Source organism: Piscinibacter gummiphilus (genome assembly GCF_032681285.1).
GTDB lineage: Bacteria > Pseudomonadota > Gammaproteobacteria > Burkholderiales > Burkholderiaceae_C > Rhizobacter > Rhizobacter gummiphilus_A.
Window position 1 is genome coordinate 974,978 of sequence record NZ_CP136336.1, and the last position, 23,933, is coordinate 998,910.

General features: G+C 69.4%; 24 protein-coding genes. 7 read left to right on the forward strand and 17 right to left on the reverse strand.

What is annotated here, in order from left to right:
• Positions 1-5: 5 nt before the first annotated feature.
• Complete coding sequence (locus RXV79_RS04685; RefSeq protein ID WP_316702313.1) at positions 6-914, reverse strand: LysR family transcriptional regulator; 909 nt, start codon at positions 912-914, stop codon at positions 6-8.
• Positions 915-1,014: 100 nt separating this feature from the next.
• On the opposite strand from RXV79_RS04685, the gene RXV79_RS04690 reads away from it, so the two are divergent.
• Positions 1,015-2,316 carry an SGNH/GDSL hydrolase family protein gene (locus tag RXV79_RS04690; protein ID WP_316702314.1) on the forward strand — a complete coding sequence of 434 codons (1,302 nt, stop codon included), beginning with the start codon at positions 1,015-1,017 and terminating at the stop codon, positions 2,314-2,316.
• A gap of 51 nt (positions 2,317-2,367) precedes the next feature.
• Positions 2,368-3,480: an NADH:flavin oxidoreductase/NADH oxidase gene (locus RXV79_RS04695; protein ID WP_316702315.1), complete on the forward strand. Its 1,113-nt coding sequence runs from the start codon at positions 2,368-2,370 to the stop codon at positions 3,478-3,480.
• An 8-nt stretch (positions 3,481-3,488) separates the two neighbouring features.
• Here the strand turns inward: RXV79_RS04695 and RXV79_RS04700 are convergent, their stop codons facing one another.
• The 12 genes from RXV79_RS04700 to atzF all read right to left on the reverse strand — a co-directional run bounded on the left by RXV79_RS04700 (position 3,489) and on the right by atzF (position 15,020).
• Positions 3,489-4,109, reverse strand: a complete 621-nt coding sequence (locus RXV79_RS04700) for a PEP-CTERM sorting domain-containing protein (protein WP_316702316.1) — start codon at positions 4,107-4,109, stop codon at positions 3,489-3,491.
• 103 nt (positions 4,110-4,212) lie between these two features.
• Positions 4,213-5,661, reverse strand: a complete 1,449-nt coding sequence (locus tag RXV79_RS04705) for a serine/threonine-protein kinase (RefSeq protein WP_316702317.1) — start codon at positions 5,659-5,661, stop codon at positions 4,213-4,215.
• A gap of 16 nt (positions 5,662-5,677) precedes the next feature.
• The gene (locus RXV79_RS04710; RefSeq protein WP_316702318.1) at positions 5,678-6,550 is read right to left on the reverse strand and encodes a c-type heme family protein; all 873 of its coding nucleotides are present in this window, start codon (positions 6,548-6,550) and stop codon (positions 5,678-5,680) included.
• Positions 6,551-6,617: 67 nt separating this feature from the next.
• The gene (locus RXV79_RS04715) at positions 6,618-7,535 is read right to left on the reverse strand and encodes a FecR family protein (protein WP_316702319.1); all 918 of its coding nucleotides are present in this window, start codon (positions 7,533-7,535) and stop codon (positions 6,618-6,620) included.
• A 158-nt stretch (positions 7,536-7,693) separates the two neighbouring features.
• Positions 7,694-8,425 (reverse strand): GntR family transcriptional regulator, encoded by a 732-nt coding sequence (locus RXV79_RS04720; RefSeq protein WP_316702320.1) that lies wholly within the window; start codon positions 8,423-8,425, stop codon positions 7,694-7,696.
• A gap of 75 nt (positions 8,426-8,500) precedes the next feature.
• A complete protein-coding gene (gene hpxZ, locus RXV79_RS04725; RefSeq protein ID WP_316702321.1) occupies positions 8,501-8,875 on the reverse strand; it encodes an oxalurate catabolism protein HpxZ in 375 nt (124 codons plus the stop codon).
• 7 nt (positions 8,876-8,882) lie between these two features.
• The gene (locus tag RXV79_RS04730; RefSeq protein WP_316702322.1) at positions 8,883-10,268 is read right to left on the reverse strand and encodes an AtzE family amidohydrolase; all 1,386 of its coding nucleotides are present in this window, start codon (positions 10,266-10,268) and stop codon (positions 8,883-8,885) included.
• 20 nt (positions 10,269-10,288) lie between these two features.
• Positions 10,289-10,504 (reverse strand): DUF4089 domain-containing protein, encoded by a 216-nt coding sequence (locus RXV79_RS04735; protein WP_316702323.1) that lies wholly within the window; start codon positions 10,502-10,504, stop codon positions 10,289-10,291.
• On the reverse strand, positions 10,501-11,322 hold the full coding sequence (locus RXV79_RS04740) for an ABC transporter ATP-binding protein (RefSeq protein WP_316702324.1): 822 nt from the start codon (positions 11,320-11,322) through the stop codon (positions 10,501-10,503). Before RXV79_RS04740 ends, RXV79_RS04735 begins: the two co-directional genes overlap by 4 nt.
• Positions 11,319-12,155: an ABC transporter permease gene (locus tag RXV79_RS04745; RefSeq protein ID WP_316702325.1), complete on the reverse strand. Its 837-nt coding sequence runs from the start codon at positions 12,153-12,155 to the stop codon at positions 11,319-11,321. Before RXV79_RS04745 ends, RXV79_RS04740 begins: the two co-directional genes overlap by 4 nt.
• Positions 12,156-12,161: 6 nt before the next feature.
• Positions 12,162-13,151, reverse strand: a complete 990-nt coding sequence (locus RXV79_RS04750; protein WP_316702326.1) for an ABC transporter substrate-binding protein — start codon at positions 13,149-13,151, stop codon at positions 12,162-12,164.
• Between the two features lie 45 nt (positions 13,152-13,196).
• Complete coding sequence (atzF, locus tag RXV79_RS04755) at positions 13,197-15,020, reverse strand: allophanate hydrolase (RefSeq protein ID WP_316702327.1); 1,824 nt, start codon at positions 15,018-15,020, stop codon at positions 13,197-13,199.
• A gap of 170 nt (positions 15,021-15,190) precedes the next feature.
• Between atzF and RXV79_RS04760 the strand changes: the two genes are divergently transcribed.
• From RXV79_RS04760 to RXV79_RS04775, 4 genes are all read left to right on the forward strand, one after another.
• A complete protein-coding gene (locus tag RXV79_RS04760) occupies positions 15,191-15,475 on the forward strand; it encodes a hypothetical protein (RefSeq protein WP_316702328.1) in 285 nt (94 codons plus the stop codon).
• A gap of 117 nt (positions 15,476-15,592) precedes the next feature.
• The gene (locus RXV79_RS04765; protein WP_201805760.1) at positions 15,593-15,862 is read left to right on the forward strand and encodes a GlsB/YeaQ/YmgE family stress response membrane protein; all 270 of its coding nucleotides are present in this window, start codon (positions 15,593-15,595) and stop codon (positions 15,860-15,862) included.
• Between the two features lie 6 nt (positions 15,863-15,868).
• Positions 15,869-16,654, forward strand: a complete 786-nt coding sequence (locus tag RXV79_RS04770) for a histidine phosphatase family protein (RefSeq protein ID WP_316702329.1) — start codon at positions 15,869-15,871, stop codon at positions 16,652-16,654.
• Positions 16,651-17,601 (forward strand): NAD(P)H-hydrate dehydratase, encoded by a 951-nt coding sequence (locus RXV79_RS04775; protein ID WP_316702330.1) that lies wholly within the window; start codon positions 16,651-16,653, stop codon positions 17,599-17,601. The genes RXV79_RS04770 and RXV79_RS04775 overlap by 4 nt, the downstream gene beginning before the upstream one ends.
• On the opposite strand, the gene RXV79_RS04780 is transcribed toward RXV79_RS04775, so the two are convergent.
• Positions 17,540-18,526, reverse strand: a complete 987-nt coding sequence (locus RXV79_RS04780; protein ID WP_316702331.1) for a TIGR03885 family FMN-dependent LLM class oxidoreductase — start codon at positions 18,524-18,526, stop codon at positions 17,540-17,542. The two genes, RXV79_RS04775 and RXV79_RS04780, sit on opposite strands and share 62 nt — an antisense overlap.
• A gap of 98 nt (positions 18,527-18,624) precedes the next feature.
• Between RXV79_RS04780 and RXV79_RS04785 the strand changes: the two genes are divergently transcribed.
• On the forward strand, positions 18,625-20,283 hold the full coding sequence (locus tag RXV79_RS04785) for an alpha-amylase family protein (RefSeq protein WP_316702332.1): 1,659 nt from the start codon (positions 18,625-18,627) through the stop codon (positions 20,281-20,283).
• A 10-nt stretch (positions 20,284-20,293) separates the two neighbouring features.
• Here the strand turns inward: RXV79_RS04785 and RXV79_RS04790 are convergent, their stop codons facing one another.
• The 3 genes from RXV79_RS04790 to RXV79_RS04800 all read right to left on the reverse strand — a co-directional run bounded on the left by RXV79_RS04790 (position 20,294) and on the right by RXV79_RS04800 (position 23,928).
• Positions 20,294-22,012 (reverse strand): bifunctional protein-serine/threonine kinase/phosphatase, encoded by a 1,719-nt coding sequence (locus tag RXV79_RS04790; protein WP_316702333.1) that lies wholly within the window; start codon positions 22,010-22,012, stop codon positions 20,294-20,296.
• Complete coding sequence (locus RXV79_RS04795; RefSeq protein ID WP_316702334.1) at positions 22,009-22,821, reverse strand: formate/nitrite transporter family protein; 813 nt, start codon at positions 22,819-22,821, stop codon at positions 22,009-22,011. The genes RXV79_RS04790 and RXV79_RS04795 overlap by 4 nt, the downstream gene beginning before the upstream one ends.
• Positions 22,822-23,040: 219 nt before the next feature.
• Positions 23,041-23,928 carry an SDR family NAD(P)-dependent oxidoreductase gene (locus RXV79_RS04800; protein WP_316702335.1) on the reverse strand — a complete coding sequence of 296 codons (888 nt, stop codon included), beginning with the start codon at positions 23,926-23,928 and terminating at the stop codon, positions 23,041-23,043.
• Positions 23,929-23,933: the final 5 nt, after the last annotated feature.

Consider the following 23,933-nt stretch of genomic DNA (forward strand, 5'->3'; position numbering starts at 1 on the left):
GGGCCTCAGCGCGGCAGCTTTTCGCCGCCGGGCAACGAGGCGAGCCGCTCGCTGAGGAAGTCCACCAGCACCCGCACCCGAAGCGGCTGATGACGGCGCGGCGCATACAGCAGATGCGCCACCTGCGCCGGGCCGGTGTGCCGCGGCAGCACCCGCACCAGCTCGCCGCGCTTCAAGGCGTCGGCCACGCTCCATGAGGGCGCGAGGGCAATGCCGGCGCCCTGCTGCACGCTCTCCAGCAGCGCCATCGCATTGCTGACGCGGTAGCGGCTGGTGAGCTCGACCCGCACCGGCCCGTCGGGGCCGTCGAGCACCAGCGTGTCGTCGCCGCCGCTGGCATACCGCAGGTAGTTGTGCGCGGCCAGGTCATCGGGCCGTCGCGGCTTGCCATGTGCGGCCAGGTAGTCGGGTGAGGCCACCAGCAGCCGCGGCCAGCGGCCCACTGCGCGCGCCACGAGGTGAGGCGGCAGCGGCCCGCTCAGCCGCAGCGACACGTCGATGCGCTCTTCCAGCAGGTCGACGAAGCGGTCTTCGAGCAGCAGGTCGATCTCGATCTCGGGGTGCTGCGCCAGGAACTCCAGCATCCAGCCGTTGAGCTTGGCCTGGCCGAGTGCGGCTGGTGCGCTCACGCGCAAGAGGCCGCGGGGCGTCTGCGACTGTTCGCGTGCGTCGGCCACCGCTTCGTCGTACTCCTCGAGGATGCGGCGAGCACGGTCGTGGAAGCGCTGGCCTTCGTCGGTCAGCGTGAGCCGTGTGGCGCTGCGCCGCAGCAGGCGCACGCCGAGCGATCGTTCGAGGCCGGCGACGAGCTTGCTCACTGTCGGCTGGGTCGTGTCGAGTGCGCGTGCGGCGCTCGAGAGGCTGCCGAGCTCCACGCTGTGCACGAAAGCGGCGAGGGCGCGAAGGGTGTCCATGGGCATTCGATTAAGGAATGGTGTGAATGCCATTCTGTCGTCTTCTCATCCCGATTGGAATTCGAGACAGTGGGCCCCAACGCAACCCGATGTCCTCGAGATGAACCCATTTCCGCACCCGCGAGTCCGCCGCCAACTGCTGGCCGGCGTCGTCGCCCTTTCAGCATGGGCCGCTGCCGCTCCCGCCGTGGCGCAGGCCTCGCCGACCTTCTGGCGCGACAGCTGGATGGCGAGCCCGCAGCCGCTGTGGTCGTCCGATTTCGTGCTGCCGCTGGGCACGCCGACGCAGTTCGAGCGCCAGACGCTGCGCCAGGTGGCCCGCCTGAGCGTGGGCGGTGCGCGGCTGCGCGTCGTGTTGAGCAACGAGGAAGGCCAGGCGCCGCTCGTGATCGGCGGCGCCCGCATCGCGCGCCATGCCGAGGGCTCGTCGGTGGTGGCGGGCAGCGACCGTGTGCTGCGCTTCGGCGGCCAGGCCGAGGTGCACGTGCCGCCGGGCGCGCGTGTCGTGAGCGATCCGGTGGACCTGGCGCTGCCGGCGCTCGCACGCGTGGCGGTATCGATCTATCTGCCGCGGGCCACCGCGCCGGCCGGCTTCCATTTCGATGCACGCCAGACGGCCTATCTCGCCAGCGGCGACCAGACCGCCGCGCGCTCGCTCGCCCGCGACACCACGAGCCTGAGTACGCGTGCCTTCCTCGCCGGCGTGATGGTCGACGGCGCGCAGCCGCCGGTGACGGTGGTGGCGCTGGGCGACTCGATCACCGACGGCAACGGTGCCACACCCGATGCCGATACACGCTGGCCCGATGCGCTGGCGGAGCGGCTCGCCCCACGTGGCGTGGCGGTGCTCAATGCCGGCATCTCGGGGGCTCGCCTGCTGCGCGACGGCATGGGCCGCAGCGCGCTGGCCCGCATCGGCCGCGACGTGTTCTCGCGCCCCGGTGTGCGCACGGTGATCGTGCTGCTGGGCACCAACGACATCGGCTGGCCCGGCGGCCCCTTTGCGCCGCACGAGGCGGCGATGCGACTGGACGACTTCACCCAGGGCTACCGCGCGCTCGCCGAGCTGGCCCGCGCCCACAACGTGCGGCTGATCGCCGCCACGCTGCCGCCGTTCGAGCGGGCGCTGGAAGGCACGCCGCTGGAAGGCCACCACAGCCCCGAGAAGGAGCGCCTGCGCCAGGCGGTCAACCGGTGGATCCGCGAGAGCGCCGGCTTCGACGCCGTCGTCGACATGGACCGCGTGCTGCGCGACCCCGCCCGCCCTTCACGGCTGAACCCGGCCTACGACTCGGGCGACCACCTGCACCCCAACGATGCTGGCTACCGGGCGATGGCCGCCGCACTCGAGCTCGAGACCCTGCTCCCACCGCCGAAGCCCCAGTCCCCCACGGCCTCTTGATCGATGGCCCAATTCGTCACGCCTCCCCACCCATTCCCCACCCACCACGCCATGTCGACTTCCTCTCCACGCCTCTTCCAGCCCTGGCAGATCGGCCCGCTGCGCCTGCCCAACCGCATCGTCATCGCGCCGATGTGCCAGTACTCCGCCCTCGACGGCAGTGCCACCGACTGGCACACGATGCACGTCGGCCACCTGGCGATGTCGGGCGCGGGCCTCTTGATCCTGGAGGCGACGGCGGTGTCGCCCGAAGGCCGCATCTCGCCCCAGGACCTGGGGCTGTACTCCGATGCGAACGAAGCGGCGCTGGCGCGCGTGCTCGCCGCCACACGCCGGTATTCGACGATGCCGATCGCGATCCAGCTCGCACATGCCGGCCGCAAGGCGTCGACGCTCGCGCCCTGGAAAGGCGGCGCCCAGATCGCCCCCGGTCAGCCCGAGGGCTGGAAGACCGTGGCCCCGTCGGCGCTGCCCTTCCTCGAACACTACGACGCGCCTCGTGCGCTGAGCCTGGACGACATGGGCCGCATCCGCGAAGACTTCGCCGAAGCCGCGCGCCGTGCCGCGCGCCTGGGCCTCGACGGCGTGGAGGTGCACTCGGCCCACGGCTACCTGCTGCATCAGTTCCTCTCGCCGCTGGCCAACCAGCGCACCGACGCGTATGGCGGCAGCCTGGAAAACCGCATGCGTTTCCCGCTCGAAGTGTTCGACGCGGTGCGTGCCGCCTTCCCGGCCGACAAGGCGGTATGGGTGCGGGTGTCGGCCACCGACTGGGTCGACGGCGGCTGGACGGTGGACGACACCATCGCCTATGCCAAGGCGCTCCAGGCCCGCGGCTGCGCGGCCATCGACGTGAGCAGCGGCGGCCTCTCAGCGAAGCAGGCGATCCCGCTCGGCCCGGGCTACCAGGTGCCGCTCGCGCAGCGCCTGAAAGACGAGGTGGGCATGCCGACCATGGCGGTGGGTCTCATCACCGAGCCCGCGCAGGCCGAGGCCATCCTCGCCCAAGGCCAGGCCGATGCGGTGGCACTCGCACGCGCCATGCTCTACAACCCGCGCTGGCCCTGGCACGCGGCCGCGGCGCTCGGCGCCCAGGTCAGCGCGCCGCCGCAGTACTGGCGCAGCGCGCCGCACGGCGTGAAGAATCTCTTCGCAGGGGCCTGAAGGCCTGGTCAGCCCGGGCTCGCCCCGCGCGCGCGGCGCGTGTGGCGGCGCCGGGCGGCCCACAGCGTGATCACGCCCGCCGCGGCCAGCGCCAGCGATGCCGGCTCCGGGATGGGCGCCACGTTGCCGAAGTAGAGGTTGTCGATCGACGGGCCGGTGCGCAGGAAGTAGAACGCACTCAGGTCGAGGTTCGAGATGCCGTTGGCGGCATGGAACGACACGTACTGGTTCGGCCGGTAGGGTGTGGACGTCGGCCAGCCGGCACCATCGGTGACGACGGTGCGCGCCCAGCCGCCGGGGCCGGTGGCGTCGACCGAGACTTGGTCCTGGTTGGGTGCGCTGACGTAGAGGCTCACGTAGGTGGGCAGCGTGCCGCCGATGAAGCTCAGGCTCAGATAGGGCGCACCGTACAGCGACTGGTCGGTGCCGGGCACGCCCGAGCCTGCCAGGTAGCCTTCGTTGACGATCAGGCCCAGCGAGGCGTACTCGTTGGTGACCGGGGTGCCGGCGAGCTGGCCGGGGTCGGCGGGCGGTGGCAGGTCGTCAAAGGTGATCAGCACCGCTCGCGCGGGCAAGGCCACCAGGCCGAGCAGGGCGGTTGCGGCCAGTGCATGGCGGATGAACGGCATGGAAGTCTCCTCGAGGAAGTGCGCCAGGGTGGACCTACCCAGCAATCGGTATTCCCCGAGGGTGCGACGCGGTGCCGCGCGGCGCGCCACGCGCCGAGGCCGATCAGCGCATCGGCTTGCGCAGGGCGGCCAGCAGCGTCTCGCGCTCGCGGCCGGCGTTCACCTGCTCACCCAGCAGCGCATAGAGCTGCTCCTGGGTCTGCGCCTTGGCGGCGCTCTTCTTGACCACGATGCTCGCGATCGGGCCGATGCTGGTGCTGAGCACGCGTGTGGCGTGCGCCAGCGTCTCGGCGGTGATCGCGCTGCCCACTGCCACGCCGCCGCTGCCCGGCTGCGTGGCCGGAGCCTGCGTGCGGGGGGCGGCGCCGGTGAGCTTCGAGCCGCCGCTCGCATGGGCCACGCGGCCGGGCGAGGTGACGGCGTCGAACTTCGCCATGAAGCGCTGGCGGTCCTGCTCGCTGCCGAGCTGGTCGCACAGGGAGGTCTTGAGGCCGGTGATGTCGTGGACGTCGCGCGCCGCCTTGCGCACCATCACCTTGGCCATCGGGCCGACGAAGGAGGCCAGCGCCAGCTCCACCTGATGCAGCGTGGCCGGGTCCCAGCCGGGGATGCTGGTCGAGCCGGAGCGCGGCACGCCGCTCGGCGGGTCGAGCACGCCCACGGGTGGCGCGGGCGGGCTGCTGTCGTTGACCACGATGATGGTCGTCTCGCCGGTGTCGGGCTCGGCCGAGAGGTCGCGCTTGGCGAGTGCCGCGCGGAACTCGGCCACGCTCTGGTAGCGGTCGGCCGGCTTCTTGGCCAGGGCCTTGGCGAGGATGGCGTCGTAGAACGCCGGGCGGCCCGAGTCGGGCACCTTGCTCGGCGGTGTGGGGTGGTCGTTCACCACCTTGTACATGACCGACTCGGCCGAGCCCTGAAACGGCGGGTGGCCGACCAGCATGCCGTAGAGGATGGCACCGGCCGCGAAGATGTCGATGCGGTGGTCGACGTTCTCGCCGATGTACTGCTCGGGCGCCATGTAGCCCGGCGTGCCGATGGTGGACGTGATCTGCGTCAGCACCACCGATTCGATGCGGGCGATGCCGAAGTCGGTGACCTTCAACTGCCCGCTGTTGGTGACGAGCAGGTTGGCCGGCTTGATGTCGCGGTGCCACACGCCGTGCTTGTGCGCGCAGTCGAGGGCAGCCAGTAGCTGGTCCATGATGGTCAGCACGTCGCACTCGGGTGGCCGCGGTGTGCCGTGCAGGATCTGCGAGAGCGTGCGGCCCTCCACGTACTCCATCGCGATGTAGGCGGTGTCGGCGTCTTCGCCGTACTCGTAGATCGCGACGATGCCCGGGTGCGACATGCGGCCCACCGCGCGGGCCTCGTTCTTGAAGCGGGCGGTGGTCGACGAGCCCGAGAGGTCTTGCCCGATCAGCGCCTTGTGGATGGTCTTGATCGCGACCGGCCGGTTGATGACCGGGTCGAAGGCCTTGTAGACGACGCCCATCGCGCCCTTGCCGAGCACACCCGTGATCGGATATTTGCCAAGTTGGGCCGGATGGGACATCGAACGATTGTCAGTCTCAAGAATCGAGCATCTTCATCGCATGGACCATGCTCTTGCGCATGCGTGTGAACGATTCCGCCAAAGTGCCGATCTCGTCTTTCGACTTCACGTTGAACTCGGGCGCATCGAGTTCGCCCAGGCTCACGCGGTCGGAGAGTTTCGACAGCTGGCTCACCGGGCGGATCACGAGCTGCCACAGCATCAGGTTGAGCGCGAGGCCGATGAGCAGGAACACGCCGGCGAGCAGGCCCATGACCACTTTGAAGTTGCGGTCGGCACGCTCCAGCGGCACCGACATCGGCACCGACACCACCTGCGCGCCCAGCACTTCGTTGAGGTTCCAGCCGAAGCCGTTGGCCGGGCCGTACTTCTCCACCAGCGGCTTCGGCGCCGCTTCCACCGTGCTGTGGCAACGCAGGCACTCGGGGTTGGTAATCTTGATCGGGCGGGCGATGTAGGTCACGAGGCCCGAGGGCGTGCTGCGCTGGCCGATGAATTCCTTCTCGTCGGGCGACTGCTTGAAGCGCGAGATCACGTCTTCCTCCCAGTCCTGCGCGCGGTCGCGCGGGTTGGTGGGGTTGAGCATCGCCGGCTTGTAGGCGTATTCGGGGTGGTTCTTGCGCAGTGCGTTCAACACCTCGGACGACGAATACGCCGGCACCGACTGCGGCAGGAAGGTGTAGGTCATCTGCGTCTGGAGGAGCGGCGCCACCTGCGTGGCCGTGTAGGTGCTGACGGCCATCGCGCTTTCCATCAGCAGGCGGGCGCGGTCGAGCACTTCTTCGTGGGCGCCGTCTTGCAGCATCTGGCGGGCGACGTAGCCCGAGGCGCCGAGGCCGATGGCGAAGACCAGCAGGAACACGAGGTTGAACTTGACGAGCAGCTTCATGGGGCGACTTTCGATGGATCGGTGTGCTGTGGCGACTTACGTGCCGCGCGGGCTCAGCGGATGCAGATCAGGGCTTCTTGTAGGCCGGGTCGGGGGCATGGCCCACCGGCATCGACGCAGCAGGCTTGGGCAGGTACTTCTCGGGGAACAGGATGCGGTCCCACTCGGGGTGGTTGGCCATGTTGGCGGCCAGGCCGTCGCGGAAGGCAGCGTTCTGCGCGAGGGCCTTCCAGCGGGTGACGAAATAAGCGCGCAGGCCTTCGGCGTCGAGCCAGGGTTCGGCCTCGGCGTAGGCGATCTCGGCCAGCGGTTTGGGCGGCACGTCGCGGCTGGCGAACGCGGCGGCGCGCGAGGGCAGGGTGTCCATGAAGGCGCGGGGCAGCTTCTGGATGAAGGGGCCGGTGGGGCGGGGCGTGGTGCTCGCCTTGCCGTCGGCACCGCGGCTGTAGAACTCGCTGTTCTTGACGGTGGCCTTGCCCGCCACCTTGCCGGCACGGCGCTCCTGAAGGGTGACCTCGCCCGACTCGGCAAAGACCTGCAGCTCGGGGCCCTGTGCGGCAAAGACGGCGCTCTTGGCCACGCCGGTGATGTCGGTGTTGGCGATGGTGAAGCTGCCGGCCGCCGGCGCGAGCGGCTTGGGCACGGTGAGCTTGGCGGTACCGCGCAGCAGGTGGAAGCGCGAGGCCTGCTTCGCCCGCTCGCCGCTGAACTTCGGGGCGATCAGGGCGCGCGACTCGGGGCCGAGGTCGAGGATCACGCCATCGGCGAACTCGATGCGCACGAAGCGGGCCTTGGCGGTCGTCTCGACGATGTCTTCCTTGGCCAGGCGCACGCCTTCGCTCAAGGCATGGCGGGTGGCCGCGCGCACCAGTTGCACCTCGCCATCGGCAATGGTGGCGGTGGCCAAGGCGGCCGCCCAGGCGGGCGCTGCCGTGAGCAGCACGCCCAGGAGAGCGAGAGCGGATTTCCAGACGACGAATTTCATGGGTTCTTCTTGGGAGCCAGACCCGCGGGGTGCGCAAGCATAGCGGCACCGCTGTGCACTTTGACCTGTCAGAAGCTCAGGGGTCCCGGCCATGGGGGGGCCGAAAAGCGCGACGAAAGTCACACAAGAACGCGCCAGTTGCGCGCACCGCCAGCTGGCTACAAATCGGTGGTGGCCGGGCGCGCGCTGTGCAGCTTGTGGATGGTGATCTTGCGCACCTCGGCCTTGCTGGCCTCGATGTGGGTGCGCAGCATCAGCTTGGCCGGGTCGGCCCGCCGCGCAAGGATGGCGCGCAGAATCTTCGCGTGCTCGTCGTAGGTGGCCGCCACGCGCGGCGGCTGGGTGAAATCGAGCCGGCGCACGATGCGGATGCCGTCGGTCACCTCGGCATGCACGCGCGCCATCTGCAGGTTGCCCGCGGCCGACACCAGCGTGGTGTGGAAGGCTTCGTCGAGCGAGGCAACCTCGGTGGTGTCGGTCTTGCGCTCTTTCTCGGGCACGAGCCAGATGGCCTTGAGCAGGCCCAGATCGGGCATGGGGTCTTGCGTGCAGAGGCGATCGACGGCGGCGCATTCGAGCATCACGCGCAGGTCGTACAGCTCTTCGAGCTTTCGGAAGTCGAAGGGCGCCACGCTCCAGCCGCTGCGGAAGGCCACCTTCACATAGCCCTCGAGTTCCAGCCGGAAGAGCGCCTCGCGCACCGGCGTGCGCGACATGCCGAGCCGCTCGGCCATGTCGCTCTCGGTGAAGCCATCGCCGGGCAGCAGCACGAAGTCGAAGATCGCGGCCTTCAGGCGCCGGTAGGCGATCTCGGAGCGCGTGAGGTCGCGCGGGTTGGCCGGCGGCGCCTTGGGCGCGGTGCTGGTCTTCTTGGCGGCCGGGGCTTTCATTTCAGTGCCGCCCGGCCGCCCGAAGGCAATGAACGCCCCCTCGGGGGGCAGGAGCAAAGCGACGTGGGGGTAGTGTCATCCCAGCAAGCTTACATGCGCAGATACCACGCGCCAGCCGTCGGCAGTCTTCATCCAGGTCTGGCTCTGGCGGCCCGGCCTGGAAGCGCCGATGCGCTGGAATTCGACGTTGGCGGTGGCGAAGCTGTCGCCGTAGGTGGTGATGACGGTGCGCAGCAGCGTGCGGGCCAGGCCGGTGGCGGGCCGGGACGCGCGGAACGCGGCGATCTCGTCGTAGCCGTAGAGGTTTTCGGTGGCGCCGTAGCGCAGGGTGTGCGGGCTGTTCCAGAACAACTCGTCCAGCACCTCGACCTTGTTGTTGACGAGTGCGTCTTCGTAGCGGTTGAAGGCGGCAGTGACTTCGGCCACGACGTCGGGTTTGTTGATGTCCATGTTGTTCTCAGATGCCGGCGATGGGCGAACATGCCGCGCCGCTCGCTTCGAGTGCGCGACCCACGCGCAGGGCGAGGTCTTCGCGCCACGGGGCGGCGATGAGCTGCACGCCGAGCGGCAAGGCATTGCGGCCTTCGGGCCAGAGCGGGGCGGCCACCACCGGACAGCCGGCAAACGAGATCGGCTGCGTGAGCAGGCCCATCGACGGCCGGGCCGGCACCTGCTGGCCATTCAGCTCGAAGGTCTCGGCACCGACCGGCGTGGCCTGCACCGGCGTGGCGGGGGCGATGAGCACGTCCCACTCGTCGAAGAGCGCCAGCACCTTGTCGCGGTAGACGCGGCGGAAGCGCTGGGCGCGCACGTACCAGTCGGCCGGCTGCAGGGCGCCTGCGATGAAGCGGTCGACCGACAGCGGCTCGAAGTCGGCCGCGCGCTCGCGCAGGCGGGGCAAATGCAGCGAGCCGCCTTCGCTCGCGGTGGTGATGAAGGCGGCGGCACGTGCCAGCGCCGCATCGGGCCAGGTCACGCCGGGCGTGGCCTTCAGCACCTCGGCGGCAATGGCCACGGCCTTGCGCGCGGTGGGGCTCGCGTGTTTGTCGAAGTAGCCACCGAGCACGCCGATGCGCAGGCCCGAGAGGCTCGCGCCGATCTGCCAGGCCGTGGGCTGGATGCGCGTGGCGTGGCAGCCCGGGTCCAGCGGGTCGGGGCCTTGCAGCGCGTCGTAGGTGGCGGCGAGGTCTTCGACGTTGCGGGCGAAGGGGCCGAGGTGGTCGAGGCTTGCGACGAAGGGGAAGCTGCCGCGGCGCGAGAGGCGGCCGAAGGTGGGCTTCAAGCCCCACACACCGCACAGCGACGAGGGCACGCGGATGGAGCCGTTGGTGTCGGAACCCAGCGACACCGGCACCTGGCCCGCGGCGACGGCCGCGCCGCAGCCGCCCGAGGAGCCGCCGGCGATGTGCTCCAGCCGCCTCGGGTTGCGGCAGGGGCCGTAGTGCGTGTTCTCGGTGGTGAAGCCGTAGGCGAACTCGTCCATGTTGAGCGCGCCCACCAGCACCGCGCCGGCCGCGCGCATGCGTTTCACGAGTTCGGCGTCTTCGTGCGCGGGCGGTGCGTCGTTGCGCACCTTGCTGCCGGCGCGCGTGACCATGCCTTCCACGTCGAATAGATTCTTCACCGCGTAGGGCATGCCGGCCAGCGGCGGCAGCGGCTTGCCCTTGATGCGCAACTGGTCGATGGCGCGGGCCTCGCGCACGGCGCGCTCGAAGCTGCCGTCGGTGAAGGCATTGACCTTGGGGTCGGTGACCTCGATGCGCGCGATGCAGTGCTCGAGCGCTTCTTCGGCCTGCATCTCGCCAGCGTGGACCGCGCGAACGATGGAAAGGCCGGGGGTCATGTCGTGGCTCCTTGCGAAACTCATTCGCGCCCTGGGGGGAAGGGCGCGGGGCAATACACCTCGGCGGGCTCGGTGTCGTCTGGCAGGGGGAAGGCAAGCAGGCTCTCGGCAAGCGCCTTGGTGCGCGCCAAGTGCACGGCGACGCGCTGCACCTGCGCATCGGCCAGCGGCAGCGAGGCCATCTGGGCCGCACTGCGCACGTAGTGTTCGATGTCTTCCTGTGTCGTCGTCGTCAACGTCTCACCTCGCGCTGGAAGATCTCGAGGCTCTGCTTCTTGGTGGCGATGAAGCTCGGCTCGGAGAGCGTGGCCACGGTGCGTGGCCGCGCATCACCGTAGTGCAAGATCTCTGCCACCTTGGTGGGCCGCTTGGTGAGCAGCAGCACCTGGTCGGCCAGGTACACCGCCTCTTCGAGGTCGTGCGAGACGAGCAGCATGGTGGTGCCGGTCTGCATGAACACCTCCTGCAGCTTCTCGCGGATGAAGAGGGTCATCTCGAAGTCGAGTGCCGAGAACGGCTCGTCGAGGAAGAGCACCTCGGGGTTGGGCGCGAGCGCCCGCATGATCGAGGCCGTCTGCTGCTGGCCGCCCGAGAGTTCGTACGGGTAGCGCTTGAGGTCGAACTTGACGTCGAAGGAGGCGACGAGTTCTTCCATCCGCCGGTCGACTTCGGCTTTCGACTTGCCTTCCAGCTTCAGCGGGTAGGCGATGTTGTCGATGGTGCGCATCCACGGGAACATCGCCTCGCGGTAGTTCTGGAAGACGTAGCCGATCTTGGTGTCTTGCAGCGTCTTGCCGTCGAAGAGGATCTGGCCGCTGTCGATGGGAATGAGGCCCGCGATCATGTTGATCAGCGTGCTCTTGCCGCAGCCGTTGGGGCCGAAGACGGAGACGATCTTGCCCTTGGGGATGTCGAGGTCGAAGTTCTCGTAGAGGGGCCAGCCGGCGAAGTATTTCGTCAGGCCTCTGATCGTGATGTGGGTGCCTTCCGGGCCGGGCTGGAACTTGGGCGCCGGCACGTCGGCATAGACGGGGCCGTTCAGGACTGCGTTCATCTTCCGCTCCAATGCACGATCTTGCGTTCGACCACCAGGAAGAGCACGTTGAGCGCATAGCCCAGCGCACCGGCGGCCAGGATGGCCGCGTACATCGTCTTCACGTTCAGCACCTGCTGCGCGTCGATGATGCGGTGGCCGAGTCCGTTGTCGGAGCCGATGAACATCTCGGCCACGATCACGATCACGAGCGCCATCGAGACGGCCGAGCGCAGGCCCACGAAGCTCGGCTGCAGCGATTCCCACACCAGCACGTCCTTGAAGATCTGCCAGCGGCTCGCGCCCATCACCTTCGCGGCCATCACGCGCTGCTTGCGCGCGTTGATCACGCCATAGGCGCTGTTGAAGACGACGATGAGGAAGGCGCCGAAGGCGGCGATGGCGACCTTGTTGATGTCGCTCACGCCGAAGATGAGCAGGAACAGCGGGATCAGCGCCGAACTGGGCGTGGAGCGGAAGAAGTCGATCAGGAACTCGACGCTTCTGTAGGCCTTCTCGTTGCTGCCGAGCAGCACGCCGAGCGGCATGCCGACCGCGGCGGCGATGAAGAAGGCCTGCACCGTGCGCCACACCGTCACCAGGAAATCGGTGAGCAGTGCGCCGCCGAGCAGGCCGGTGATGAGCGTCTCGAGCGTGGCCAGCGGCGGCGGCAGCAAGATGGCCTTGATGAGGCCGGCGCGCACCACCACGTCCCACACGATGAAGAGCACGAGCGGGCCCACCACCGGCAGCAGCTTGCCCCAGTTGAAAGCCTTGCGTGGCGCGGGGGCGGCCGTGCTCGGCGCCTGCCAGGGCGCCGCCGCAGCGGCAGACGAGGATTCAACGGCGGCCATGGCGCATCACCCCTTGTAGATGAGCGATTCGACGGCCAGCTTCTTCTCGAACACGCCCTTCTCGGTGAAGAGGTCGAAGAACTTCTGGAACGCGGCGATGTCGCTCGGCTTGAACTCGTTGTAAAGCATGTATGAGGCCAGGGGCACCTCGCCGGTCAGCGGCCCTTCGATGGCGGTGTAGCCCTTGAGGTACTGGCGGGCCTCGGCGGGCTTGGTGCGCACGAGTTCGATGCCTTTGGCGTAGGCGGCGATGTACTTCTTGGTCTCGGCCGGGTACTTCTTGATGAACTCGCTGGTGAGCGTGGCCGAGCCGCCGTGCCACGGGGCGAGCGGGTCGCCGAGGATGTACTTCGCGATCACGCCCGCCTCGAGCACCCGCGTGGTGCCGTTGAGCCTGCCCACGGTGCCGGTGGGCTCGAGCGTGTAGACCGCATCGACCTGGCCGGCCGCGAGCGCGGCCACGTGCTGGCCGATGGGCAGCTCGGTGACGCTGGTGCCGGCCGCACCGGCACGCTCGAGCACGGTGATGGCGAGCACGCGGTTCTGAATGCCCGGGCCGGAGGCCACCTTCTTGCCCTTCAGCTCGGCGATGCTCTTGATGGGGCTGTCTTTCGGCACCAGGAACTGGTCGAGCACGTACTTCTGGTTGCTCGGGTTGGTGGCGATGATCTTGAAGAGCCCGGGTGAGGCGATCTCGCCCACGCCGAGGTTGCCCGAGCCGGTGCCGTTGGAGCTGCCGTCGCTGCGGCCGGAGAGCATGGCTTCCATCACCTGCTGGGCACCGGCGAACTTGAGCGGCTCCACATCGAGGCCAGCTTCCTTGAAGTAGCCCTTCTCCACCGCGGCGAAGAAGGGCAGGCCGGCTGCGACGGGCCAGTAGCCGATGCGGATCTTGGGGCCGCTTTGTGCGCGCAGCACCGCAGGGGCACCGAGCGCGAGGGCGGCGCCGGCCTGGACGAGGCGACGGCGGCTGGAATCGAGGGGCTTCTGGCTCATGGGAGATCTCCGTGGTTGGATGCAGGGCGGGTCGGGTGGCGGGTTTCAGGAAGCAGGTTTCAGCGACGCGAGGTACGCCCGCCAGCCGCCGAATTCGGTGATGTCGCGCGCGCCGTCGAGCGCCAGCGCTTCGCAGACGAAGCCGTGCACCGAGGAGCCGTCTGCAAGCGTCAGGCTGCCGAGGCCAAGCGGTGCGGGAATGAGCGCGAGGAAGGAGCCGATCTGGTCGAGCGGCACGTCCCACACCTCGACGGCGATGGCGGCGCCCCCGCTGCCCACGCGTTGCAGGCCGGGTTTCGGGGGCACGGTGCCGGGCAGCGCGTAGAGGCGGTATTGCGGCGCGGTGGTGGTGGCCAGGCGCAGCGAGGCGCCGCGCTCGGTGAGCTGGCCGTTGAGCGGCAGGCCGCTGAGGTGGGCGCCGACGACCGCGATGCCGAGCGTGGGTGTGCTGGCGGGCGCGCGGGTGAGGGTGGGCGCAAGCGGCGCCTCGCGGCGCAGCGCGCCGAGCGGCAGCTTGAGCTGCGATTGCCATTCGGCGCCGAAGCGCGCGAGTGCTGCATCAAAACCGCCCGGCGCGATGAAGGTCACGCCGAAGGGCAGGCCGCGCACGGTGAAGTTGAAGGGCAGTGCGATGGCGCACCAGCCCAGCAGGTTGACGAAGTTGGTGTAGCTGCCGAGCTGTGCGTTGGCGCCGATGGGGTCGGCCGCCACCTCGGCCATCGTCGGGTGCGCGGGGGCGGTGGGCACCATCAGCACGTCGGCCTGCGACCAGAACGAAGCCGTCTCCGCCTGCGCGGCGCGCAGCTTGTAGAGGCCGCGGAAGGCATCGGTGGCGCTGAAGTGGCGGGCGCTTTCGACGATGCTTCTCACCGAGGGGTCGAAGGCTTCGGGTTGCTCGTCGAGCACACGCTCCACGGCGGCATGACGCTCCGCCACCCACGGCCCGCCGTAGAGCAGCTCGGCGGTGGCATGCAGCGGCGTGAAGTCGAGTGGCACCACCTCGTGCCCGAGCGACTGCACATGCGCGCAGGCCTGAGCGAAGGTCTCGCGGTAGCCGGCGTCGCCCTTGAACACCGGCACGGCCGGGATGCCCACGCGCAGCTTCGGCTTGAGCTTCGCAAGGCCCGGCGCGAAGCGGCTGTAGGCGTCGGTGGGGTCGGGCCCTTCCATCACCGCGAGCACCCGCGCCGCGTCGTCGGCGGTCAACGCCAGCACCGACAGGCAGTCGATGCTGCGGCAGGCGGGCAGCAGGCCGGTCGTGCTCACGCGGCCCGGCGTGGGCTTCAAGCCGACGATGTTGTTGAAGCCGGCCGGCACACGGCCGGAGCCGGCGGTGTCGGTGCCGAGCGCAAACGGCACCTGGCCGGTCGCCACCGCATAGGCGGAGCCCGAGCTCGAACCACCGCTCACGCGGGTGGGGTCGAAGCTGTTGGGCACGGCGCCATAGGGGCTGCGTGTGCCCACGAGGCCGGTGGCGAACTGGTCGAGGTTGGTCTTGCCGACCGGGATGGCACCCGCGGCCACGAGCTTGCCCACCGCGACCGCATGCGCCGCCGCAGGCCCGGCCGCGAAGCCCTTGCAGGCGGCCGTGGTCGGCAGGCCGGCGACGTCGATGTTGTCCTTCACGCCGAAGGGCATTCCCAGCAGCGGTTGCGTCGCGAAGATGGCGGCGCCCTGGCTCAGCAGGGCCGCGTCGCACGCATCGGCCTGGGCGAGCAGGGCGTCGTCGCCGGGCCGGGAAATCCAGGCCTGCGGCGCATGCTGCGTCTGCTCTTTCAGGAAGCGCAGCATCAGCTGCCGCACCGTGATGGTGCCGCTGCGCAAGGCCTGCTGAAGTTCGGCGAGGGTGCGGGGGTCGCTGGTCGTCATGGGTGCCCTGTCTTTGTGCATGCCATCTTGTATGCAAGATGCAAAGCAGGACACGTGCCAGTCGTTTTCGCAGGGCCGTCAAGCGCGAACTTGTGCCCGGAATTGGCCCCGGTAACCGCAGGTACACCGACTAACCTGTCGGGGTTGTTTTCTCCTCTGCTGTACCTCTCATGAACCTCATCGGTGTGCCGCTGCGCCGGCCCGGTTTCAACGAACTCACTGCCGCCACCGTCATGGGCTCCGGCCTGTGGGTGCTCGCGGTGGGCCTCGCCCACGTCGCCCGCATGGACCTCACCAAAGGTGATGCGGGCGCCCTGTTGCTGGTGATGCTGTGGGCTTGCGTGTCCACGCGCATGGGCATCCGCGTGGGCGCCGGTGGGCGCCACCTCGCGGCCAACCTGCTCGTGAGCGGCGTGCTGCTGGCGCTCTACGAAGTGGCGCGCGGCCTGTTCTGAGCTGAGCGATCCGCTTCCGTAGGCCGTCGCCTACGACCATTCGCGACCTTCTCCGCTCGTGTGTCCACGAGTCGGGCGTTAACTTGCCCGCACCTTGGACTTCACTGGAGAACAGTCATGAACTTCATCATCTGGCTCATCGTCGGCGGTCTCATCGGTTGGGTCGCCAGCATGATCATGCGCACCGACGCGCAACAGGGCGTCATCCTGAACGTGGTGGTCGGCATCGTGGGCGCCTTCCTGGGCGGCTTCCTGCTCGCCCCGCTGCTGGGCACCGGCACGATCAACAGCAACGACTTCAGCATCGCGGGCCTGGGGGTCTCGCTGCTCGGCGCCGTCATCCTGTTGGCGATCGTCAACCTCTTCCGTCGAGGTTCGGCACGCTGACCCGGCATGGCTGCCCAGCCGCACGTCGAACAGAAGTGGCCCCAGTGGCTCTACGTCGTGCGGCATGGGCAGAGCGCGGGCAATGTCGCGCGTGAGCGGGCCGAAGCGGCCGGCCACCACCTTATCGACATCGCCGCGCGCGACATGGACGTGCCGCTCTCGCCGCTTGGCGAGCAGCAGGCCGACGCGGTGGGGCGCTGGTTCGGCCAGCTCCCTGCCGGGCAGCAACCGAACGTCGTGCTGTGCTCGCCCTACGTGCGGGCGCAGGCCACGGCCGAGCGGCTGCTGGCCGCGGCGGGCATCCCACGCAGCGCCATCACCTTCGAGCGCGACGAGCGCCTGCGCGAGAAGGAGTTCGGCATCCTCGACCGCCTCACCGTGCTCGGCATCCGCCAGAAGTACCCCGAGCTGGCCGAGCAGCGGGCCCACGTGGGCAAGTTCTATTTCCGCCCGCCCGGTGGCGAGAGCTGGTGCGACGTGATCCTGCGCCTGCGCAGCGTGATCGAGATGATCACCCGCGAACACCGTCGCGAGCGCGTGCTCGTCGTCGCCCACCAGGTGACGGTGAACTGCATGCGCTACCTCATCGAGTGCAAGAGCGAGGCCGAGATCCTCGACATCGACCGCCAGGCCGACGTGCCCAACTGCGGCGTGACGGGCTATGAATACGACCCGGGCCAGGGGCCACACGGCAAGCTCGTGCCGCGGCTCGTCAACTTCGTCTCGCCGCTCACGCAGGCCGGCGCGCCGGTGACGGCCGAGCCCGACGTGCCGGTGGCGCCCAAGCCGTGAATCGCAGGCGACTGCTCGATGCCGGCCTGCTCCGCCAGTGGCCGCTGGCGCCGCTCGAGCCCGGCTGCGACAAGGAACTGCGTGGCCGCGTGCTGCTCATCGCCGGCAGCCGCGAGATCCCCGGCGCCGCGCTGCTTTCGGCGCAAGCGGCCTTGCGCGCGGGTGCGGGCAAGGTGATGGTCGCCACCGCGCAATCGGTGGCGATGCAGGTGGCGGTGACCATGCCCGAGTTGCGCGTCGTGGGCCTGCCCGAAACGCACAGCGGCGGCTTCGACCTCACCGGCCTCGCGCGCCTGGACGACGCGCTGAAGCGCGCCGACGTCGTGCTCATCGGCCCCGGCATGCAGGACGAAGACGCCGCCATCGCCTTCGCCCAGGCGCTGCGCAAGCGCCACCCCGACGTGCCCACGCTGCTCGACGCGGCGGCGATGGGCGCCGCCACGCGCGAGCCCATCGCCGGCCCTCCGGTGCTCCTCACGCCGCATGCCGGCGAGATGGCGCACCTGAACGGCCAGTCGAAGGACTCGGTGCTGGCCGACGCCGAAGGCGCCGCACGCGAAGCCGCGCGGTGGTGGAACTCGATCGTCGCCCTCAAGGGCGCCACCACCGTGATCGCCGAGCCGCAGGGCGACCTCTGGGTGCACGAAGGTGGCAACCCGGGCCTCGCGACCGCCGGCTCGGGCGACGTGCTGGCCGGGCTCATCGCCGGCTTCGCCGCGCGCGGCGCCTCGCTCGTGCAGGCCGCCGCCTGGGGCGTGGCGGTGCATGCCCGCGCGGGCGATCGCCTGGTCGGCCGCATGGGCGGCATGGGCTTTCTCGCGAGCGAGCTGCTCGCCGAAGTGCCGGCGCTGGTGCAAGGCCTCGCGCCCGCCGGGGCCGGGCGCTCTACGTGGGTCGACCTGCCGGGCGCAATGCCGGCAGCACCCGCTCGCCGAACTGCCGGATGAAGTCGGCCTGGTCGCCCGCGACCTGGTGCAGGTCGAGGGTGTCGATGCCGAGGCTGGCCCACTGACGCAGGTGCTCGACGTGCGCGTCGAGGTCGTGCGAGATGAATACGTGCCGGCGCATGTCCTCCGGCGTGAGCTGCTGCGTCAGCAGGTTGAAGTCTTCCGGATGGCGCGCCTCTTCGTCGGCATCGCCCGGCGCGGCGTTGAAGCGCCACTGCGCATGCGCGGCGTGCAGCGCCTCGTCGTCGCTCGCCGCCCAGCAGACGTCGACCTTCACGTGCACCGGCTTGCCCTCGCCGCCGCCCTCGCGAAACGCCTGCACGATGGCCTGCAGATCGTCGAAGCGCGAAGCCACGGTGAGCAGGCCGTCGGCCCAACTGGCGACCCAGCGTGCGGTGTCGGGGCTCGTGGCCGCGCCGACGAGCGGCACCGGGGCGTCGGGCCGCGTCCACAAGCGGGCGCGGTCGATGGGCAGCGGCGGCGGTTGCGACACCTGCTCGCCCGCCATCAGCGCGCGCATCGCGAGCGCCGCCTTCTGCAAACGCTGCTGCCGCTCCGACTTCACCGGCCAGCCGCTGCCGATGCAGGCCTCGTTGAGCGCCTCGCCGCTGCCGAGCGCCACCCAGGGCAGGCGCCCCGGGTACATCTGCGCCAGCGTGGCGATGGCCTGCGCCAGCACCACCGGGTGGTATCGCCAGCCGCCCGGCACCGTGATGGCCGAGAAACGCAGCCGCTGCGTGGCTTGCAGCGCCGCGCCGAGCCACGACCAAGTGAAGCCGGAGTGGCCCTGCGCCGGGCCCCAGGGCTGCAGGTGGTCGGAGCTGAAGGCGGCATCGAAGCCGGCAGCTTCGGCGAGCTGCACGAGGCGCAGCAGGTCGCGCGGCGAATGCTGCTCGTGCGAGACGTGGTAGCTGAAGCGGGTCATGGCTGCGTGGCGGCAAGCGCCGTTCCTTGCGGTGGCGTGTGACGGCGGCATGAGCCTTGCCGCAATGGCGCAGCACCACCGCACCCGAGGAGCCGCGCATGGCCGAGCACTGGTACAAGAACGCGCTGATCTACTGCCTGGACGTGAAGACCTTCGCCGACGGTAATGGCGACGGCATCGGCGACTTCATCGGCCTGCGCAACAAGCTGCAGTACCTCGCCGGCTTCAACATCGACTGCGTGTGGCTGCAGCCGTTCTTCCCGTCGCCGATGCGCGACAACGGCTACGACATCACCGACTACTACAACGTCGACCCCCGCTTCGGCACGCTGGGCGACTTCGTCGAGTTCTCGCGCACCGCGCGCGACAAGGGCCTGCGCGTCATGATCGACCTCGTGGTCAACCACACCTCGGTCGACCACCCGTGGTTCCAGGCCGCGCGGCGCGATCCGAAGTCGCCCTATCGCGACTACTACGTGTGGTCGGACACGCAGCCCGAGGACGCCGCCGAAGGCACCGTCTTCCCCGGCGAGCAGAACACCACCTGGACCTGGGACCGCGAGGCCAAGGCCTACTACTTCCACCGCTTCTACCCGCACCAGGCCGAGCTCAACATCGCCAACCCGGCGGTGCGCCGCGAGATCGAGAAGATCACCGGCTACTGGCTGCAACTCGGCGTGACGGGCTTCCGCATCGATGCGCTGCCCTTCCTCATCGAGCTGAAGAACCTGCCGACCGAAGGCCAGACCGACCCCCACGATTACCTGCGCGAGCTGCGCCACCACGCGCAGACGCTGTGCGGCGACGTCTGCCTGATGGCCGAGGCCAACCTGCCGCCCGAGGAGGTGCCCGACTACTTCGGCGATGGCGACAAGATCCACATGTCGTTCAACTTCTGGCTCAACCAGCACCTCTTCCTCGCGCTCGCGCGCGGCGAAGCCACGCCGGTGCGCGAGGCGTGGGAGCAGCTGCCGCCCCTGCCCGGCCTGTGCCAGTGGAACAACTTCCTGCGCAGCCATGACGAGGCCGACTTCGGCCGCCTCACCGACGCGCAGCGCGAGGAGGTGTTCCGCGCCTTCGGCCCCGAGCCCGACATGCAGCTCTACGAGCGCGGCGTGCGGCGGCGGCTCGCGCCCATGCTCGGCAACGATCGCCGCAAGCTCGAACTCGCGCACAGCCTGTTGCTCACCCTGCCGGGCACGCCGGTGCTGCGCTACGGCGACGAGATCGGCATGGGCGACGACCTCACGCTGCCGCACCGCGAGGCGGTGCGCACCCCGATGCAGTGGAGTGCGCAACCCAATGCGGGCTTCTCGGCGGCGGCGCGCGAGGCGCTGGTGTTGCCGGTCATCGACGAGGGTGAGTACGGCTACGAGAGGGTCAACGTCGAGCAGCAGCGGCACGACGCCGAGTCGCTGCTCAACTGGCTCGAGCGCATGCTGCGGCGGCGCAAGGAGTGCCCGGCCATTGGCCTCGGCGACTGTGCGTTCTTCGACAGCGGCGCGAAGGAGGTGCTGGCGCACCGCTGCGTGCACGAGAACATCGCGGTGATCGCGGTGCACAACTTCAGCGCCCGGCGCATTGCGCTGCGCCTGCCGGTGCTGGCCGAGGGCATCGAAGGCGCGTGCGTGCACGACATCCTCGCCGGCCGCCGCGACGACCTGCGCGACGACGGCCGCTACGACATCGAGCTGCCGCCGTATGGCTACCGCTGGTTCATGGTCGGTGCCGACGGCGCGTCGGTCACGCTCTGTTGACCGCGGCGCGCTAGCCGTAGCGGGCCGCGATCAGCACGATCACCATCACCGCGAGCACACCCGACACCACCTTCCAGAAGAGAACCGGGTGCCGCTCCACCAGCGGCGCGCGGGTGCGGCTCAGGAAGGCCTGGGTCGGCTGCCGCAAGTCGTGCACGAACTCCGAGAGCGCTTCGTAGCGCTTGTCCGGGTCGGGGTGCACCGCCTTGCGCAGCACGTCGTCGATCCACGCCGGGATCTCGCGGTCGGCCGCCAGCACGCTGTCGTAGCGCAGCTGGCGTTGGGCGCTGGCGCTGCGGGCGCGCGCGACGGTGGCGCCATACGGCAGGCGGCCCGAGAGCATCTGGTAGGCGATCACGCCCAGCGAGAACTGGTCGCTCTGCGCCGTGCCGGCCTCGCCGAGGAAGTATTCCGGCGCGGTGTACTGCGCGGTGCCGAGGATGTCGCCCCGCTCCAGCGGCGTGCCCATTTCGGTGATGCCGGCCACGCGCGTGGCGCCGAAGTCGATGATCTTCACCGTGCCGGTCCGGTCGATCATCACGTTCTCGGGGCGCAGGTCCTGGTGCAGCATCTCCAGCCGGTGGAAGGCCTGCAGCCCGCGCGCGATCTGCTCGACGATGCCGCGCACGGTTTCGACATCAAGCTTCGGGTGGTCGGTCATCCACTGCGCTAGCGTCTGGCCCTCGATGTACTCGGTGACGAGGTAGAGGCAACTGCGCGGGCGCTCGGGCGGGCAGGGCTTGAGCACGTGCGGGCTGTTCACACGCCGGGCCACCCATTCTTCGAGCAGGAAGCGCTCGAGCAGCGCAGGCTCGGCGTGCAGGTCGACCGACGGGGTCTTGAGCACGACGGTGGTGTCGGTCGCCACGTCGACGGCGAGGTAGGTGTGGCTGCGGTGACTCGCGTGCAGCTCGCGCACGATGCGGTAGCCGTCGACCACCGCACGGGCTTCGAAGATCGGGGCCAGTGGCAGCTGCGAGAGCTGCTGCGTCAGCTCGCGTGCGCCGTGCCGGGGCAGCGAGTCGACCGCGACGATCTGCACCGTGAGGTTGTCGGGGCTGCCCTGCTCGAAGGCGAGGCGCACGATCTCGTGCGCCGCGAGGTCGAGGTCGTGGCGGTGCGCAGCGAGCGTCTGCGCCATCGTCGCCGCATCGACATGGCCGTGCACGCCATCGGTGGCGAGCACGAAGACGTCGCCGGCGTCGAGCGGCAGCGCCTGGTAGTCGATGTCGAGCCGCGCGTTGAAGCCCATCGCGCGGCTGAGGTAGCTCTGCTGGCTGGAGACCTGCACGCGGTGGTCGGTGGTCAGCTGCTCCAGGGTGCCGCCCTGCCAACGGTAGACACGCGCGTCGCCCACATGGAACACATGTGCGGTGTGCGCCTTGAGCACCAGCGCGCTCAGGGTGCACACGTAGCCGCGGTCCATGTTGTCGCGGTAGGGGCTCTGCTGCGTGCGCGAGTGCAGCCACGAGTTGGTGGCGGCGAGCACACGTTCCACCGAGCGCTTGACCGACCATGCCTCCGAGGTGCAGTAGTAGTCGTCGAGGAAGCCCATCACGGTGAACTCGGCCGCGACCTGGCTCACCTCGCTGCTGCTGATGCCGTCGGCCAGCGCGATGGCGATGCCCTTCGCGCTCAACTGGGGCTCCTGCGGCGCCGAGACGCCGTAGAAGTCCTGGTTGATGTTTTTTCGGCCCTTGTCGGAATGCTGGCCGACGGTGATCTTCACGCCGGCTTGCGCTTCGCCCCGGTGCGCACGTGGGTCGAGTAGAGCGTGAGGCCGGTGAAGGCGAGGCCGCCCACGACGTTGCCGAGCACGGTGGGGATCTCGTTCCAGATCAGGTAGTCGACGATCGAGAACTTCGCACCCAGCAGCAGGCCCGAGGGGAAGAGGAACATGTTGACGATCGAGTGTTCGAAGGTCATGTAGAAGAACAGCATGATCGGCATCCACATCGCGATCACCTTGCCGGTGACCGAGGTCGACACCATCGCGCCCACCACGCCGGCCGACACCATCCAGTTGCACAGCACGCCGCGGATGAAGAGCGTGAGCATGCCGGCCGCGCCGTACTTCGCATAGCCGAGCGTGCGGTTCTCGCCGATCACGCCGATGGCGTGGCCCACCGCGTTGGGCTCGGTCGAGAAGCCGAAGGTGGTGACGATCGCCATGAAGACGGCCACGGTGAACGCGCCGCCGAAGTTGCCCACGAAGACCAGGCCCCAGTTGCGCAGCACGCCGCCCACGGTGACGCCGGGCCGCTTGTCGAGCAGCGCAAGGGGGCACAGCACGAACACCCCGGTGAGCAGGTCGAAGCCGAAGAGGTACAGCATGCAGAAGCCCACCGGGAACAGCAGCGCGCCGAGCAGCGGCTGGCCGGTGTTGACGGTGATCGTGACCGCGAACCACGCTGCCAGCGCGAGGATCGCGCCGGCCATGTAGGCGCGGATCAGCGTGTCGCGCGTCGACATGAAGATCTTGGATTCGCCCGCGTCGACCATCTTGGTGACGAACTCCTGGGGCACGAGATAGGCCATTTCACATTCCTCGAAAAGGTGCACACGGTTTTGGAAACGGTGCGGTTTCGCAAGAAGTGGGCCAATGATGTGCGTGCTGAGGCTGCGCCTGTGAAGCGCGTGGCCAACGCCTGATTGAAGCGTTGCGGGGTGGCACGCATGGGGTGCAATCCTTGAGCGGCCTTGGTGCCAATGGCACTGCAATGGCGCTTGCAGCACCGAAGTGGGAGCGAGCGCGCCTCAGAGCTCGAAGGGCGCCGGTTGCCGTCCGTCCACGTCGGTGAAGCCGTAGGTGCGGGCCAGGTCGCCCACGCGCAGCGCCTCGCCCGTGCGCTCCATCACCCGCGGGTCGGCGGCCAGCGCCGCCACGGCGCGGCCGAGGTAGCGGGGGGATTCGGTCCGCGCGAGGGGCGGCCGCTCGTGCCAGTGCGCCTCGTCGGTTTCATGGCCGAGCAACACGAACTCGGTGCGCATCCACCCCGGCGACAGCGCGACCGACGCCACGCCGTGCGGCTTGAGCTCCTGCGCAATGTCGAAGGCGAGCCTGACCATCGCCGATTTCGCGAGGTCGTAGAAGAGGTTGCCCTTGAGGTAGTGCCCGCGGTCCCAGTAGGTGGTGGTGACGATGAGGCCGCGCTGCCGTTCGACGAAGCGTGGCGCTGCGCAGCGGCTCGCGATCAGGTGGTTGCGCACGCCGCGGTCCATCATCGAATCCCAGTGCGAGAGCGGGTGCTGCCAGAAGGGGGCGTCGAACACGCCGTTGAAAGTCTCGTGGCCGCCCCAGGCGTTGTTGACGAGCAGGTCGAGCCGGCCCTGCTGCTCGCGCGCGACACGCTCGAAGAGCGCCTCGACCTCGTCTTCGCGCGTGTGGTCGCAGCGCACGGCGATGCCGCGGCCACCGGCACGCGTGACCTCCTCGGCGGTGTCGTCGATGCTGCCGGGCAGCGCCTCGGTCTTCGACAGCGCGAGGATCTGCCCGTAGCCCGCGGCGGCCTGCGTGCGGGTGCTGCGGCCCGTGACATAGACCGTGGCGCCGGCGGCGCCGAGTTCGAGGGCGATGCCACGGCCGGCACCGCGGCTGGCGCCGGTGACCACGGCCACATGGCCCGAGAGGGGCTTGTTCGACATGAAGG